Genomic DNA, 15,756 nt, shown 5'->3' with positions numbered 1-15,756 from the left:
TGACTGATCGACCAGACGACAGTGACGGCGGAGTCGAGTCGGGTCAACGCTTCTCGGCGAGCGGCGCGAGCAGTGTCTCCAGTCGTGGTGAGACCCGCCACTGCGTCACCAGCTCGCGATACTCCGCGCGGTGGGCGTCGGTCGGTGCGGCGCCGGTGCGTCGTGCCCGGATCAGCAGGTTGCGGGGGGTGTGTGCCGAGTCGACGAACTCGACCACCTCGGCCCGGTAGCCGTGCAGCCGCAACAGACCGGCCCGCACCGCGTCGGTGAGCACGTCCGCGAAACGCTCCCGGAGGATCCCCTGCCGGGTCAGCAGCTCGTAGGGCGCGGGTGCCGGACGGGCGCGGAGCTGCGCGGCGATGTCGTGGTGGCAGCAGGGCGCGGCCAGCACCCACCGGGCTTCCCAGCGCACCGCGCGGGCCAGCGCCTCGTCGGTGGCCGTGTCGCACGCGTGCAGGGCGAGCACCAGGTCCGGTGCCGGTTCGACGACCGCGTCGGCGATGGTGCCGGCCACGAAGCGGACCCGGTCGGCCCAGCCCAGCCGCTGCGCCAGCGCGGTGTTGCGGTGCCGCTGGTCGTCGCGTACGTCGACACCGACCAGCTCGACGTCCCACCCGCGCCCGGACAGGTAGCGGTACGCGGCGAAGCTGAGGTACGCGTTGCCGCAGCCCAGGTCCACCACCCGCAGCGGACCCGGCTCGTCGGGCAGCGTCGCCGCCAGCGCCCGCAGGAACGCGTCCACCTGCCGACGCTTGGCCGCCGAGCCGCCGATCTCGGCGAAGAGCGGGTCGCCCGGGTCGAGCAGGTACTCCTTGGCCCGGTCGTGTCCGGCCGGAGCGGCGGCCGGGCGGTCGCTGGCGCTGCGGTGCACCTGCGCCTCACCCGACTTGGTGACCCGCAGTTGGAGCGTGGCCCCGGTGGTCTCCACGTGCCAGTTGCCGAAGGGCTCGGCCAGCAGCGCCTCGACCGCCGCGTCCGCCTCCGGCCCGGCGGTCACGTTGCGGGTGTACGGCCGGTCGCCGTCGGACGTCGAGATCTGCAACCTCGGGCCGGCCTTGAGCGCGACCGGTCGCAGCTCGGCCCGGACCACGGAAGGTCGTTGGCCGCGCCGACGACCGGCGGCCACGGCCCGGGTGAGCGCGGGATCCAGCAGCATCGAGCGGACCTCGGCCAGGGCGGAGTCCAACGGTTCGGGCATCGCTCCATCTTCCACGCCGGCCCGGGGCATGCCGACATCGGCGGGGCGGCGGTGCTGTGTGTTCGAGGCGGCGGGTGGTGACAGCATCGCGCCGACGACCGGGCTGGTCGTCGGCGCGATGCCGTTGCGTGGTCTCCTGTGCCGCTCCGTCCGGTGGACGGAGCGGGATCAGTCGGTGCTGGCCTCGGCCGAGCTGCCGGCGGTGGCCCGGCGGCGCCGACGGCGGCGCGGGCGGGGCGTCTCGGCGGTGCCCTCGGTGCCGGTGGCGGCCTCGACGGGGGTGCCCGTCTCGGCGGAGTTGGTCGAGTCGACACCGGCGATGACCTCGCCGGCGCGGCGGCGCCGACGGCGGCGCGGCGTGCGGGTGCCCTCACCGGCCTCGCCGGACAGCTCTGCGCCGGCCTCGGCGGACTCCGGCCCGGCCTCGCCGCCCGGCCCGCGACCGCTCTCGGCGCGGCTCCGGCCCTCGCCACGACCCCGGCCCTCACCGCGTCCGCCCTCGCTGCGTCCGCCGCTGTCGCCGCGTCCGCCCTCGCCGCGTCCACGGCCCTGGCGACGTCCGGCGCCGCGCGGCTCGCCGCCACGGCGGGCGCGACCGCCGCCCAGGTCCTCCTCGACCTCGGCGGACAATCCGGCGCGGGTGCGCTCGGCGGTCGGCAGCGTGCCGGTCACCTCGGTCGAGATGTGCAGGTCGGTGTAGAGGTGCGGGGAGGTGTGGTAGGTCTCCTGCGGCTCGGGCATGTCCAGCCCGAGCGTCTTGTCGATGATCCGCCAGCGGGGCATGTCGTCCCAGTCGACGAAGGTCACCGCCACACCGGTCGCCCCGGCCCGGCCGGTACGGCCGATCCGGTGGGTGTAGGTGTCCTGGTCCTCGGGGCAGTCGTAGTTGATGACGTGGGTGACGCCGCTGACGTCGATGCCCCGGGCCGCGACGTCGGTGGCGACCAGAGTGTCGATCTTGCCGGCGCGGAAGGCCCGGAGGGCCCGCTCGCGGGCGCCCTGTCCGAGGTCGCCGTGCACGGCCGCGACCGCGAAGCCACGGAAGTCGAGGTCCTCGGCGACCCGGTCGGCGGCCCGCTTGGTCCGCGTGAAGATCATCGTCAGGCCACGGCTCTCCGCCTGGAGGATCCGGGCCACGATCTCGATCTTGTTCATCGAGTGGGTGCGGTAGACCAGCTGCTCCGTCTGCGGGGACGGGCCGGTCTCGGCGGTGTGCCCGGCGTGGATCGTGATCGGGTGACGCAGGAACCGCCGGGACAGCGTCACGATCGGGTCCGGCATGGTGGCGGAGAACAGCATGGTCTGCCGCTCCTCCGGGAGCATCGCCAGGATCCGCTCGACGTCGTCGAGGAAGCCCAGGTCGAGCATCCGGTCGGCCTCGTCCAGCACCAGCGCGCGTACGCCGTGCAGGCGCAGGTGCTTCTGCTTGGCCAGGTCGAGCAGGCGGCCCGGCGTACCGACGAGGATCTCCACGCCCTTGCGCAGCGCGTCGACCTGCGGCTCGTACGCGACCCCGCCATAGATCGGGAGTACCCGGACGCCCCGGGTGCGGCCTGCGGCGGCGATGTCCTTGGCGACCTGGATGCCCAGTTCACGGGTGGGTACGACGACGAGTGCCTGCGGCACGCCGTCACTGCCCTCGCCCGGTGCGAAGACCCGCTCCAGCAGCGGTACGCCGAAGCCGAGGGTCTTGCCGGTGCCGGTCGGCGCCTGCCCGATCAGGTCGGCGCCGCGCAGGGCGATCGGCAGCGCGTACTCCTGGATGGCGAAGGCGCGGGTGATGCCGGACGCGGCCAGCGCGTCGACGGTCTCGGCGCGCGCGCCGAGCTCGGCGAAGGTCGGTGCCTCCGGTCGGACCGGGGCGGTCGGGGCCAGTTCCTGGCCGTCTGTGAGGTCTTGAATCGGCTCACTCATGTGGATTTGGGGGTGCCCTCTCGTGGGTGCGCCCCGTCATGTCCTCAGGGCGCGTTCGGTTTTGGCGCGGGCCACACGGTCGGCGGCAGAGATGCCGGGCGGACCGGGCCGCACGCGCGCCGTGGGTCGGACGTCGACCGGGTTGGATCTGAATCCGGTCGGGATCGGCGCCTACGGCAACTCGTCCATGTTACCTGAACGGGTGTGAAGCCGTCCCGATTCCAGTCCGGCAAGAGTCACCGGGAGGGCTTCAATGTGACCTGTATCACATGCATGTGGTCGGTGCTGCCTGGTCAGCCCGCCCGGTGACGCCTCGCCGAGCGCTCCCCGGGCGGCCGACGGCGGTAGCCTGCGCGGGTGTCCGCCCCCGCCGCGCCCGATCACGCCGTCGCCGACCTGCTCGGCCTGGTGGCCCTCGGTGAACTGCTCGCCTTCGAACGTCTGGCAGCCGATGCCCGGTTCGCCCCGGATCTGCGCCGTCGGGCCGCGTTGAGCGAGATGGCCGCCGCCGAGATCGCCAACTACCGGCGGCTGGCCGACCGGCTGGCGGTGCTCGGTGTGCCGGTGGAGGAGGCGATGGCGGCCTACGTCGAGCCGTTGCAGGGGTACCACGACTCGACCGAGCCCCGGGACTGGGCGGAAGCGGTCACCAAGGCGTACGTCGGTGACGGGATCACCGAGGACTTCCTCCGCGAGATCGCCGAGGCGCTGCGGGAGCCGGACCGGCGCCTGGTCCTGGACGTGCTGCGTGACTCGCGGTACGCGGAGTTCGCCGCCGCCGAGATCCGGCACGCCGTCGCGGCGGACCCGAAGGTCGCCGGTCGGTTGTCCATGTGGGCCCGGCGACTGGTCGGCGAGGCGCTGTCCCAGGCCGGCCGGGTGGTCGCCGCCGACCGGGGGACGTTGACCGCCCTGATCGTCGCGTACGGGCAGGCGGACGTACCCGGATTGTTCCGGCGGCTGACCGCCGCGCACACCGCGCGGATGGCCGCCGCCGGCCTCAACAACTGATCGTCAGCGGACGGTGAAGCCCACTGCCCGAGGGGACGCCTCGGCGATCTCGACGTAAGCGACCTTGCTGACCGGCACGATGACCCGCCGGCCCTTCTCGTCGGTCAGGGAGAGCGTGCCGCCCTCGTTCCTGGCCATCGCGTCGGTCACGATCTGCTCGATCTCGGCCGGCGACTGTGCGCTCTCCAGGACCAGCTCGCGCGGTGCGTACTGCACCCCGATCTTGACCTCCACTGTGCCTCCTCCGTCGGGCGAAATGGTCGCCGTGCGAAGGCTATCCGATCACAAGGTGCGAGTTCAGGCTGACTCACCTTGCAGCGGGAAGCTCGCGATGCCCCGCCAGGACAGCGCGGCCACCAACGCCTCCGCCTCGGCCTTGGGTACCTGCCGCCCGCGGGCCAGCCAGAACTGTGCCGCGGTCTCGGCGGCGCCGACCAGGCCGGAGGCGAGCAGCTCCGCATGAGCCCGGCTGACCCCGGTGTCCGAGATGATGGTGTCGGTGATCGCCGCGATGCAGCCCTGCTCGACCCGCTCCACGCGCTCCCGCACGGCCGGGTCGTTACGCAGGTCCGACTCGAAGACCAGGCGGAACGCCTCGCTCTCGTGGTCGACGAAGTCGAAGTACGCCCGTACGGACGCGCTGACCCGCTCCTTGTTGTCGGCGGTGCTCGCCATCGCGTCGTGCACCTTGGCGACGATTGCGTCACAGTGCGTGTCGAGCAGGGCGAGATACAGCTCCATCTTGCCCGGGAAGTGCTGGTACAGCACGGGCTTGGAGACGCCGGCCCGCTCGGCGATGTCGTCCATGGCCGCGGCGTGGTAACCCTGCGCGACGAATACCTCCTGAGCAGCGGCGAGCAGCTGCTTGCGGCGTGCCGAACGGGGCAGGCGGGTCGGCCTGCCGGTGGTCTGGGCGCCGTTCCCCACAGCGGTCATGGGAACCTCCGAGTCTGTAGACGGGCCGCATTTCGCCCGAACCGCTCAGGGCCGCCATGGCCCCGCGCGGAATTGGCCCGCCGCTGTAACTTATCGCCACTGTCGCCACACGGTAGCCTCAGCGGGGGCGACCAAGGAGCGCGCGGTGAGTGAAGCAGGGCAACCCGGTGCCGCCACCCCGGGAGAGCACGGCGACGGGACGGGTCAGTGGGATGACCTGGCCCGTTCCGGCAACGGGTGGGCACCGTCGGCGGCCGACTGGTCGTGGGGGGCGGAAGGTTCCCGCGACCTCGGCGCGCCCCGGCGTCACCCCGAGCCGCCCTCCGGTTGGGCGACCGCCTCACCACGCTACGCCGACCTGCCCGCTCCCGCCGGTGACCAGTCGGAGCCGGAACGCGCGACGCGCACGAACGGACACCACGTCAACGGCGTACACCCCGAGGACGAGTCGTCGGCCGGTCGACACACCCCGGTCAGTGCCCCGCCCGGCCTGCGTGAGTCGGGCCGTGACGCCGGTCACGACCGGATGGTGGTGCCGGCGCCACGTCCCACCCCCGCCGGCGAGCAGCCGGTGACCTCGACCGCCGGCCTGCCCACCTCGGCGCCGCCGGCCGTGCAGGTGCCGCCCGTCGGCACCGCCGCCTCCGGCTTCGAGATGCCGCCCGGCGTGCATGCGCCCACCGCCGAGCGCCACGGGGACGATCCGTCCGCCGGCCGGTCGCGCGGCTGGGACGAGCCGTACCCGGCCGAGCCGACCGGTCCGTCCCACCCCGCTGCCGGTCCGTCCGGCGACCACGGTTACGCCGCCGACCAGGGCGGTGGATGGCCTCCGCCGAGTGCCGACCGGCGTGCTGGCTGGTCGGCGGAGGCAGACCCGCCGGAGGACGAGCAGCCGAACTGGGCCCGCTCCGGCCCGCCGAGTGACTGGGCGCCGTCCTGGGCGCGCGGCGAGGACGAGAGCGGCCGACGCGGGCGGGAGACCTCGGGGCAGGGCTGGTCCAGCGAACCGAGCCGACCGTACGAGCCGGTCCGGGTGGAGCCGACCCGCCCCTACCAGCCGGTGCCGGTCGAGCGGCCCCGGCCGTACGAGCCGACCCGGCCGGAGGCGTCCGGGCCGCGTACCCCGGCCGGACCGCCCGGGTCCACCGACCGGCCCTCGTGGGCCGCCGCGCCGACCAGTGCGCCACCGGTCGACGAGCGCCCCGCACGGGAGTCCACCGAACCGACCGCCGCGCCACCGACGCGGGACCGGCCCGCGTGGGCGGCCGACGAGCGGCCCCACTGGTCGTCGTCCCCGGTCAGTGGCGCGCCCGCCGACGAGCGGCCGGCCTGGTCGTCGTCCCCGGTCAGCGGGGTTCCCGCCGACGAGCGCGCCTCCTGGCGAACCCGTCCGGTCAGCGCGGCTCCGGCCGACGAGGGCCTGCCGTGGGGCGCGCGTACCGAGGAGGGCCTGCCCTGGGGGATGCGTGTCGGCGGCCCGCCGCCCGCCGACGACCGCCTGCCCTGGGCACGTGACCCGGCCAGCGCACCGCCCGCCAGCGCATCACCGGCCGGAGCGCGCGAGACGACCCCGCCCGAGCCGCCCAGGCCGCCGGCCACCGAGGCCGCGAACGCCTCCGGCGGCGGCCCGGCCTACCGGCCGTTCCGGCTCCGACCGGTGCCCAGCGATCCGGGGCCGACCGCCCCGCCGCCCGCCTCGCCCTGCCCGCCCGCCACTCCGGCTCCGACCGAGCAGGCATCCGGCGTCCGGGCTTCCGACGTGCCCACGCACCGTGAACGCACCCCGTCCGCGCCCGTCCCGACGAGCGCGGCCCCCTACGCGGCCCGCCGATCAGCTCCCGATCCCGAAACGCCCGGCGAGCGGTCGCCGGACGGCACCTCGGCGGTGTTGCCGCAGCGCGTCCCCGCCGAGCCGGACGTGCCCGTCGTGCCGGAGCCGCCAGCCGTGGACCCACCCGCCGAAACCCCGGAACTCGCCCGGATCGCCACCCATCTGCGTCGCGACGACGAACCGGCACCGCTGCGTGAGCGGCCCGAGGGCTTCGACGTCAACGCGATCCTCGACGCGGTGCGGGGCGTGGAGGGAGTACGCGACGCGGCCCTGCGGCGTACCCCGGCCGGTGCCCACAGCCTGCGTCTGGACCTCTCCGACGGTGCCGACCCGGCCGAGGTGAGCCGGCACGTCGCCCGCCTGCTCCAGGAGCGGATGGGGCTGGCCGCCGCGCCGAGCGAAGCGCCGGGACCACCGGCCGTGCCGGTGCGCCGCCGCTCCACCGACCCCCGCGACGGCGGCGAGTCACGTCCGCCCGTCGAGCCCCGACGTCCGGCGGCCCGCCCGGCGGGGGTCCGGACCGAGGCCCCACCGTCCCGCCCGGCGGTAGCGCGGACGGAGGCCCCACCGTCCCGCACCGAGCCGGAGCCCGCCCGCCGCCGACGCCCGACGCCCGCCCCGCCCCGGGGACGGGCCGTCGTCGAGGAACCCGGCCCGACCGGCAGCCCGGCGACACTCGGCTCCTCCTACTCGGGTGGGCAGCTCACCACGACCGAGTCCGCGCCGTCCCGGCCGTTGGACACCGGCGGGGTGCCCGGTCCCCGGGTGGTGCTCGACCACGTCCAGGTCAGCACGTTCGGTCTCGACGCGACCGTCGAGGTGCGCCTGCTCGCCGGGGACCAGAGTGCCGCCGGGTACGCCACCGGCCCGGCCGTCGACGGGTACGTGCTGCGGCTCTGCGCGGTGGCCGCCGCGGCCGCCATCGACGAGCTGCTGCGCGGCGCCGACCCCACCGCCGAGCGGGGACGCTGTTTCGTGGAGCACGCCGCCGTGGTGCCGTTCGGCAACTGCGAGGTGGCCACCGTCGTGGTGCTGTTGGTCTGCGACGGATGGGTCGAGCAGTTGGCCGGGTCGGCGCTGGTGGCCGGCGACCCCCGGCAGGCGGTGGTCCGCGCCAGCCTGGCCGCGGTCAACCGGCGGCTGGAGGCTCTGCTGGCCTGACCCGTTCGGGGCAGACTGGAGTGGTGAAGCCTGCCACCCTCTGGCCCGATCGGTTGTTGCCCGCCCCCTCGATGCCGCCGCCCTGGCCGGGCCGGCAGGTACGCCTGGACGGCACGGTGACCTATGTCCGGGAGACGCCGGCCACCGGCCCGGACGCGGAGCCGGCGCTGTACGTGCACGGCCTGGGCGGGTCCTCGCAGAACTGGACGGACCTGGCCGGCCTGCTCGCCGACCGCCTCGACGGTCAGGCGATCGACCTGCCGGGGTTCGGGCGCAGTGAGCCGGGCCTGCGCTACACGTTGCCGTCCTTCGCGGACCGGGTGATCCGCTGGATCGAGCACTCCGACCGGGGCCCGGTGCACCTGTTCGGCAACTCGCTGGGCGGGGCGGTCTCGGTCCGCGTGGCCGCGCTGCGGCCGGATCTGGTGCGGACGCTGACCCTGGTGTCGCCGGCCCTGCCGTTCCTCGACTTCCGGCGGTCGTTGCAGGGCCGGATGCTGCCACTGTTGGCGATACCCCGCGCCGAGCAACTGGCCGCCTGGCGGCTGGCCCAACTCGCGCCGGAGGTGATGGCGCAGCAGTCGATGGAGGCGTGCGTGGCCGACATCAGCCGGATCTCCGAACAGCGCCGGCAGGAGGCGGTGGAGGAGGTCCGGGTGCGGTACGAGGAAAGCCACTACGCCGCCGCGTACGTCCGGACGTTCCGGGGGATCGTCTCCAGCTTCCTACGGTCGTACCTGCCGGGGTCGGGGTCGCTGTGGCGGATGGCCGGGGCGGTGCGGGCCCGCACGCTGGTGGTGGGCGGTCGGCAGGACCGCCTGGTCGACGTCCGCGTGGCACCGCAGACCGCTCGGGTCATCCCGGACAGTCGGCTGCTGATGCTCGACGGCGTCGGGCACGTCGCGCAGTTGGAGGTGCCGCGCCTGGTGGCGCGAGCCGTGGTCGGGCTTCTGACCGAGTCGGCGGAGTGCGCCCGGGAGAGCTGACCTGGCAGGATGACCCGAATGCGTAGTCCTGGTGGTCGTGGGCGGTCTGGCTCCGTCGGTCGGCACACCCGGTCACCGGGACCGGCCACGACCACCATGTCGCGGCGTGCCGTGGTGCGCCGGCTGGCCGTGCTGGTGGTGGCGCTCGGGGCGGGGGCGGCGCTGGTGACCGGTGTGACCCGGACCCCGGTCGGTTCCGCCGACGAGGTGGCGGCGGTGGCGTCCCCACCGCCGGTGCCGCCCTCGGTCTCGCCGTCGCCCGTGTCACCGTCGCCGTCGGCGGTGGTCCCGTCGCCCGAGCCGGTGCTGCGGGAGTCCGGGCCGGTCCCGTCGTCCGGGCCGGGTCGCTTCGACTACGACGAGCGGACCGGTCCGGTGCTGGGTACGGCCGGCGACGTGCGGCGGTACCGGGTGGCGGTCGAGTCCGGCGCGGGCGTGGACACGGGCGAGTTCGCCCTGGCGGTCCACACGGCGCTGGCCGGGCCGGGAAGCTGGGTGGACAGCGGGAAGCTGCGGTTGCGGCAGGTGGAGACCGCGTCCCGGTACGACTTCACCGTCTATCTGGCCACCGCCACCACGGCGGGGCGGATGTGTGCGGCCGGTGGGGTCGACATCCGGATCGGCGGCCGCCCGTACACCTCGTGCCGGGCCCCCGGGAAAGTGATCATCAACCTGGACCGGTGGCGGCAGTCGGTGCCGCACTACGTCGAGGCCGAGGTGCCGCTGTCGGTCTACCGCACGTACGTGGTCAACCACGAGGTCGGGCACGAGCTGGGCCACCGGCACGAGCGCTGTCCGGGGCGGGGTGAGCCGGCCCCGGTGATGATGCAGCAGACCATCTTCCTCAAGGGGTGCGTGGCCAACCCGTGGCCGTACCTGGACGGGAAGCGGTACGCCGGCCCGCCGCTGTAGAGGCGGACCGACCGTGCGGTAATGCTCTGATATGCCCGATTAGAGTGCGACGATGGGCATATGCCGTCCTCGCCCCTCAACGGCAGCCCCGGGCTGCCGGACGATCCGCCGGAGTCCCGGCCGGAGGAGCCGCCGCCGGGGCAGCGTCCGGCGGTCCGTCGGCGTCGACGCCGGCTGGTCGTGACCCTCTCGGTGGCGCTGGCGCTGACGGTCACCCTCGTGCTGCGCATCGCACCGGCCGAGGAACGATCGACCGGCGCGGCACCGGCCGGTCGGGCGTACGACGACACGGCGACCGCGCCATCGGGACCGGCGTACCCGATGGTCGGTGCGGGCAGCTTCGCGGTGGCCGGCGGTGCGTCCCCGGTGCGCGGCCTGGACGGCCGGGTCGTGCACTACCGGGTGGCCGTCGAGCAGGGCACCGGGCAGGACCCGGACGCCTTCGCCGCCGAGGTCGACGCGGTGCTCGGTGATCCGCGGAGCTGGATCGGCTCGGGGGACCTGCGGGTCCGCCGGATCGACGACCCGGAGTACGCCGACTTCACTCTCTATCTGGCCACGCCGGCCACCTCCGAGGCGATGTGCGCGACCGGCGGTCTGAGCACCGAGGGCTACACCTCGTGCCGGCTACCCGGGAAGGTGATCATCAACCTGGCGCGCTGGGCGGAGGCGGTACCCGGCTACGGTGCGCCGCTGGCGGTGTACCGGGCCTACGTGATCAACCACGAGGTGGGCCACGAGTTCGGGGAGGGGCACCAGACGTGCCCCGGCGCGGGCCGACCGGCGCCGGTGATGCAGCAGCAGACGTACGGCCTGGACGGCTGCCTGGCGTACGCCTGGCCGTACCTGGACGGCCTGCGGTACGTCGGCGACCCGGCCACCTGACCCCGGCCGTCACCCGGTCCGGGATATTCCCGCTCCCGCATGCCGGGCGACGTGTCGCTGCTCATGGTCGGCGGGTGGGCCGGCGAGCAACAATGGCTCGGTTGACCGCCACATCGATCCCGGGGAGTCCACCGTGTCGTTGCCCCCGCTCGTCGAGCCTGCCGCCGAGCTGACCGTAGACGAGATCCGCCGCTACTCCCGTCACCTGATCATCCCCGACGTGGGAGTCACCGGGCAGAAGCGGCTGAAGAACGCCCGGGTGCTCTGTGTGGGCGCCGGTGGTCTCGGCTCGCCCGCGCTGATGTACCTGGCTGCCGCCGGTGTCGGCACGCTCGGCATCATCGACTTCGACACCGTCGACGAGTCCAACCTGCAGCGGCAGATCATCCACGGGGTCTCCGACATCGGCCGATCCAAGGCCGAGTCCGCCGCGGCGAGCATCCGCGAGATCAACCCGCTGGTCAACGTCGAGATCCACAACACCGCGCTGGACCGGGACAACGTCCGGGACATCTTCTCCCAGTACGACCTGATCGTGGACGGGACGGACAACTTCGCCACCCGGTACATGGTCAACGACGCGGCGGTGCTGCTCGGCAAGCCGTACGTCTGGGGGTCGATCTACCGGTTCGACGGCCAGGCGTCGGTGTTCTGGGCCGAGCACGGCCCCTGCTACCGCTGCCTCTACCCGGAGCCCCCGCCGCCCGGCATGGTCCCCTCCTGCGCCGAGGGCGGCGTGCTCGGTGTGCTCTGCGCCTCGATCGGCTCGATCCAGGTCAACGAGGCGATCAAGCTGCTCGCCGGCATCGGTGAGCCGCTGGTCGGCCGGCTGATGGTCTACGACGCCCTGGAGATGAGCTACCGCAAGATCAAGGTTCGCAAGGACCCGAACTGCGTGCTCTGCGGCGAGAACGCCACCCTGACCGACCTGATGGAGGACTACGAGGACTTCTGCGGCGCGGTCTCCGAGGAGGCCCAGGAGGCGGTCGTCGACGCGACCATCACCGCCGCCGAGCTCAAGGAGTGGCAGGACGCCGGCAAGGACATCTTCCTGGTCGACGTGCGGGAGCCGGCCGAGTACGAGATCGTCCGCATCCCCGGCGCGACGCTGATCCCCAAGGGGGAGATCCTCTCCGGCGAGGCGCTCGCCAAGCTCCCGCAGGACCGGCAGATCGTGCTGCACTGCAAGTCCGGTGTCCGCTCCGCCGAGGCGCTCGCCGCGCTCAAGGCGGCCGGCTTCCGGGATGCTGTGCACGTCCAGGGCGGCGTGCTCTCCTGGATCAAGCAGATCGATCCCTCCCTGCCCGCGTACTGATGTAAGGAGGGGTCCCCTGCTAACGCCTCAGGTATAGCAGGGGACCCCTCCTAACATCCGGCCGACGGCCCGCGCGCCACCCGGCCGACGGCCCGCGCGCCACCCGGCCGACGGCCCGCGCGCCACCCGGCCGACGGCCGGTCCCACCTGCCCGTTGTACCGAGGCGGGATCATGTTCCCGCCGGTAGCGTGACCGCCGTGGTCGATATCGACGCCGCGATCGGATTCGTGGTGGCTCACGGGGACACGGTCGAACGTGCCCGTCTCTCCTGGCTGCGCACCGGCACGCCGCCGCAACCGGAGACGCTGGACAGTGCCGAGGTCGGCCAGACCTCGGGCGGCGGCTGGCCCGCCTCCTGGGGCGACCCGGTCGCCTCGGTCGACGCGACCTGCTTCCGTCTCGCCGAACTGGACGACCTCGGGGCGTTGGGTCGCCCGGCCGCGCGTCGCGCACTCGACTGGCTCGCCGCCTCCCAACAGCGCGACGGCTGCTGGGAGGAGGATCCGGCGCTGGCCGAGACCGCCCCGGAGTGGGCCCGGCCGGGCAGCCCGGAGGCGCGGCTCTACCTGACCGCCAACGCCGCCTTCTGGCTCACAGTGGCCGGGTTGGACGCCCGCGCCGCCGGGCCGCTGGACCACCGGGTCGGCGGCGCGTACGCCGGGGTGGTGCACGCCGCCGGGCAGGCGCTCGCCGCCCACCTGCGCCCCGACGGCAGCTGGCCGTCCTTCCTGGCCGCCGGCTGGCTGAGTGCGGCTGTCCTGCACCGGCAGCAGTTGTTCTACGAATCGGCACGGATCAAGGCGTTGCTCGCCGAGCGGATGCCGGAGGCGTCTCCGGCCGACGCCGCCTGGCTCGCCTCGACCCTGCGCCGCGTCGAGGTCGACGAACAGGAGTGGACGATGGTGGCGGCCCGTCGCCGGCTCACCGAGACGCAACGCAGCGACGGCGGCTGGAGCAGCGACGACGGCCACCAGTTCGACGTGCACGCCACCCTTGCGGTGATCCGCGCCTTCCGCTGATCCGGCCGATGCCACCGTCTCCCGGTCGACGCCACGGTCCGTGCGGTGCCACCAGGGCCGATCCCGGTGCCACCAGGGCCAGTCGTTGCCACCGGGATCGGGCGCCTGCCGCTCAGCTCCGCAGGTGACCGTCCCCGGTGACCACGTACTTCGTGCTGGTCAGCTCCGGCAGGCCCATCGGGCCACGAGCGTGCAGCTTCTGGGTGGAGATGCCGATCTCGGCACCGAAGCCGAACTCGCCGCCGTCGGTGAACCGGGTCGACGCGTTCACCATCACGGCCGCCGCGTCCACCCGGGCCACGAACTCCCGGGCGGCCGACTGGGAGTCGGTGACGATCGCCTCGGTGTGGCCGCTGCCGTACCGCCGGATGTGCGCCACCGCCGCGTCGAGCGAGTCGACCACGGCCACCGAGATGTCGGCCGAGAGGTACTCGGTGGCGAAGTCCTCGTCGGTGGCGGCCACCACCGCGTCCGAGTACGCCGCCGTCCGGGCGTCGCCGTGCACCGTCACCCCGGCCTCGGCGAACGCCGTCAGCATCGGAGGCAGTACGGCGTCCGCCACGTTCCGGTGCACCAGCAGCGACTCGGCGGTGTTGCAGGTGGACAGTCGCTGCGTCTTCGCGTTGAGGGTGATCGAGACGGCCTTGACCGGGTCGGCGGCGGCGTCCACGTAGACGTGGCAGTTGCCCACCCCGGTCTCGATCACCGGCACCGTCGACTCCTCGACCACGGTGCGGATCAGTGACGCGCCGCCGCGCGGGATGAGCACGTCCACCAGCCCCCGGGCCCGCATCAGCTCCTTGACCGAGTCGCGTGAGGTGGCGTCGAGCAACTGCACCGTGTCGGCGGGCAGCCCGGCACCGTCGATGGCGTCCCGCAGCACCGTCACCAGCGCCGCGTTGGAGTGCGCGGCCGACGAGGAACCGCGCAGCAGCGCCGCGTTGCCCGACTTCAGGCAGATGCCGGCGGCGTCCACGGTCACGTTCGGCCGCGCCTCGTAGATGATCCCGACCACGCCGAACGGCACCCGGATCTGCCGTAGCTCCAGCCCGTTGGGCAGGGTCGAGCCGCGTACCACCTCACCCACCGGGTCGGGCAGCCCGGCCATCTGGCGCAGCGCGTCGGCGATGCCGGCCACCCGGGTCTCGCTGAGGGCGAGCCGGTCCAGCACGGCCGCGCTCAGCCCGGCCTCCCGCCCGGCCGCCAGGTCCGCCTCGTTCGCGGTGAGGATCTCCGGCGTACGCGCCACCAGCGCGTCGGCCATCGCGTGCAGCGCCGCGTCCTTGGCCGTACGTGTCGCCACGGCCAGCGCCTCCGCCGCCGTACGCGCCCGCCGGGCCTGCTCGCTCACGCTCATGACACGCTCCTTCGATGTAAGGAAGGGCCCCCTGTTAACGCCTCGTGCATAGGAAGGGCCCCCTGCAATCACTTCAAGCCGGCGGATCGTCCGCTCACAGCAACACCAGGTCGTCGCGGTGGACGACCTCCCGTTCGTACGCCGGACCGAGCGCTGCGGCAAGATCCGAGGTGGACCGCCCGAGCAGGCCGGGCAGCTCGACCGCGTCGTAGTTGACCAGTCCCCGGGCGACCGGCGCGCCGGAGGTGTCGACCAGGTCGACCGGGTCGCCGGCGGTGAACGCCCCGTCCACGGCGGTGATCCCGGCCGGCAGCAGCGACTTGCGGCGGCCCACCACCGCGGCGACCGCGCCGGGGTCGAGGTGCAGCCGTCCCCGGGGCGCGGTGGCGTGCGCCAGCCAGAACAGCCGCGCGGCCGGGCGGCTGACACTGGGATGGAAGAAGGTGCCGACCGGCTCACCGGCCAGCGCCGCGACCGCCTGCGGCGCGGAGGTCAGCACCACCGGGATGCCGAATCCGGTGGCGATCCGGGCCGCCTCGACCTTGGTCACCATGCCACCGGTGCCGACACCGGCCCGCCCGGCACCGCCGACGTCGACTCCGACCAGGTCCGACTCGTCGCGTACCTCGGCGATCCGGCGGGCACCGGGACGTGACGGGTTGCCGGTCCAGAGCGCGTCGACGTCGGAGAGGAGCACCAGCAGGTCGGCGTCGACGAGCGCGGCCACCAGCGCGGCCAGCCGGTCGTTGTCGCCGAACCGGATCTCCTCGGTGGCGACCGTGTCGTTCTCGTTGACGATCGGCACCGCCCGCAGATCCAACAGCTTGCGCAGGGTGCGGTACGCGTTGCGGTAGTGCGCCCGGCGGGTCACGTCGTCGACGGTGAGCAGCACCTGCCCGACGGTCCGGTCGTGCCGGGCGAAGGCGGCAGCGTACCGCCTGATCAGCAGGCCCTGACCGACGCTCGCGGCGGCCTGCTGGGTGGCCAGGTCCCGTGGTCGCCGGGAGAGCCCGAGCGGGGCCAGGCCGGCGGCGATCGCGCCGGAGGAGACCAGCACGACCTCACGTCCGTCGGCCATCCGTGTCCCGAGGGCGTCGACCAACGCGTCCACCCGCCCGTCGTCCAGACCGCCGGTGGCGGTGGTCAACGAGGAGGAACCGATCTTGACAACGACCCGCCGGGCCGCCGTTACCGCGTCACGCACCCGCCTATTCTGCGTGGTCGGCGCGG

General features: G+C 73.9%; 13 protein-coding genes. 7 read left to right on the top strand and 6 right to left on the bottom strand.

Going from position 1 to position 15,756, the window contains the following annotated elements; all coding sequences use genetic code 11:
- Positions 1 to 43 precede the first annotated feature (43 nt).
- Both HUT12_RS28740 and HUT12_RS28735 read right to left on the bottom strand, forming a co-directional pair.
- Positions 44 to 1,198, bottom strand: a complete 1,155-nt coding sequence (locus tag HUT12_RS28740) for an SAM-dependent methyltransferase (protein WP_176095269.1) — start codon at positions 1,196 to 1,198, stop codon at positions 44 to 46.
- A gap of 168 nt (positions 1,199 to 1,366) precedes the next feature.
- Complete coding sequence (locus tag HUT12_RS28735; protein ID WP_176095268.1) at positions 1,367 to 3,112, bottom strand: DEAD/DEAH box helicase; 1,746 nt, start codon at positions 3,110 to 3,112, stop codon at positions 1,367 to 1,369.
- A gap of 357 nt (positions 3,113 to 3,469) precedes the next feature.
- Here HUT12_RS28735 and HUT12_RS28730 point away from each other — a divergent pair, with 357 nt between their 5' ends.
- A complete protein-coding gene (locus HUT12_RS28730) occupies positions 3,470 to 4,123 on the top strand; it encodes a ferritin-like fold-containing protein (protein WP_176095267.1) in 654 nt (217 codons plus the stop codon).
- A 3-nt stretch (positions 4,124 to 4,126) separates the two neighbouring features.
- Here HUT12_RS28730 and HUT12_RS28725 read toward each other — a convergent pair whose 3' ends face one another.
- The gene (locus HUT12_RS28725; RefSeq protein ID WP_131056703.1) at positions 4,127 to 4,357 is read right to left on the bottom strand and encodes a DUF3107 domain-containing protein; all 231 of its coding nucleotides are present in this window, start codon (positions 4,355 to 4,357) and stop codon (positions 4,127 to 4,129) included.
- 63 nt (positions 4,358 to 4,420) lie between these two features.
- Positions 4,421 to 5,059: a TetR/AcrR family transcriptional regulator gene (locus HUT12_RS28720; protein ID WP_131056701.1), complete on the bottom strand. Its 639-nt coding sequence runs from the start codon at positions 5,057 to 5,059 to the stop codon at positions 4,421 to 4,423.
- Positions 5,060 to 5,204: 145 nt separating this feature from the next.
- On the opposite strand from HUT12_RS28720, the gene HUT12_RS28715 reads away from it, so the two are divergent.
- From HUT12_RS28715 to HUT12_RS28690, 6 genes are all read left to right on the top strand, one after another.
- Positions 5,205 to 8,051, top strand: a complete 2,847-nt coding sequence (locus HUT12_RS28715) for a hypothetical protein (RefSeq protein ID WP_176095266.1) — start codon at positions 5,205 to 5,207, stop codon at positions 8,049 to 8,051.
- Between the two features lie 23 nt (positions 8,052 to 8,074).
- Positions 8,075 to 9,037: an alpha/beta fold hydrolase gene (locus HUT12_RS28710; protein ID WP_176095265.1), complete on the top strand. Its 963-nt coding sequence runs from the start codon at positions 8,075 to 8,077 to the stop codon at positions 9,035 to 9,037.
- 96 nt (positions 9,038 to 9,133) lie between these two features.
- Positions 9,134 to 9,949 (top strand): DUF3152 domain-containing protein, encoded by an 816-nt coding sequence (locus HUT12_RS28705; protein ID WP_176095264.1) that lies wholly within the window; start codon positions 9,134 to 9,136, stop codon positions 9,947 to 9,949.
- 60 nt (positions 9,950 to 10,009) lie between these two features.
- Positions 10,010 to 10,834: a DUF3152 domain-containing protein gene (locus HUT12_RS28700; RefSeq protein WP_176095263.1), complete on the top strand. Its 825-nt coding sequence runs from the start codon at positions 10,010 to 10,012 to the stop codon at positions 10,832 to 10,834.
- Positions 10,835 to 10,967: 133 nt separating this feature from the next.
- Positions 10,968 to 12,149 (top strand): adenylyltransferase/sulfurtransferase MoeZ, encoded by a 1,182-nt coding sequence (gene moeZ, locus HUT12_RS28695; RefSeq protein ID WP_131056131.1) that lies wholly within the window; start codon positions 10,968 to 10,970, stop codon positions 12,147 to 12,149.
- 189 nt (positions 12,150 to 12,338) lie between these two features.
- A complete protein-coding gene (locus HUT12_RS28690) occupies positions 12,339 to 13,169 on the top strand; it encodes a prenyltransferase/squalene oxidase repeat-containing protein (RefSeq protein WP_254876980.1) in 831 nt (276 codons plus the stop codon).
- Between the two features lie 112 nt (positions 13,170 to 13,281).
- On the opposite strand, the gene HUT12_RS28685 is transcribed toward HUT12_RS28690, so the two are convergent.
- Entirely contained in the window at positions 13,282 to 14,526 is a 1,245-nt protein-coding gene (locus HUT12_RS28685) for a glutamate-5-semialdehyde dehydrogenase (RefSeq protein ID WP_176095261.1), read from the bottom strand.
- 94 nt (positions 14,527 to 14,620) lie between these two features.
- Positions 14,621 to 15,730, bottom strand: a complete 1,110-nt coding sequence (gene proB / locus HUT12_RS28680; protein ID WP_176095260.1) for a glutamate 5-kinase — start codon at positions 15,728 to 15,730, stop codon at positions 14,621 to 14,623.
- Between the last annotated feature and the right edge of the window lie 26 nt (positions 15,731 to 15,756).

The organism is Verrucosispora sp. NA02020, from assembly GCF_013364215.1.
Lineage (GTDB): Bacteria > Actinomycetota > Actinomycetes > Mycobacteriales > Micromonosporaceae > Micromonospora.
This window is presented reverse-complemented; position numbering and strand designations above follow the sequence as displayed.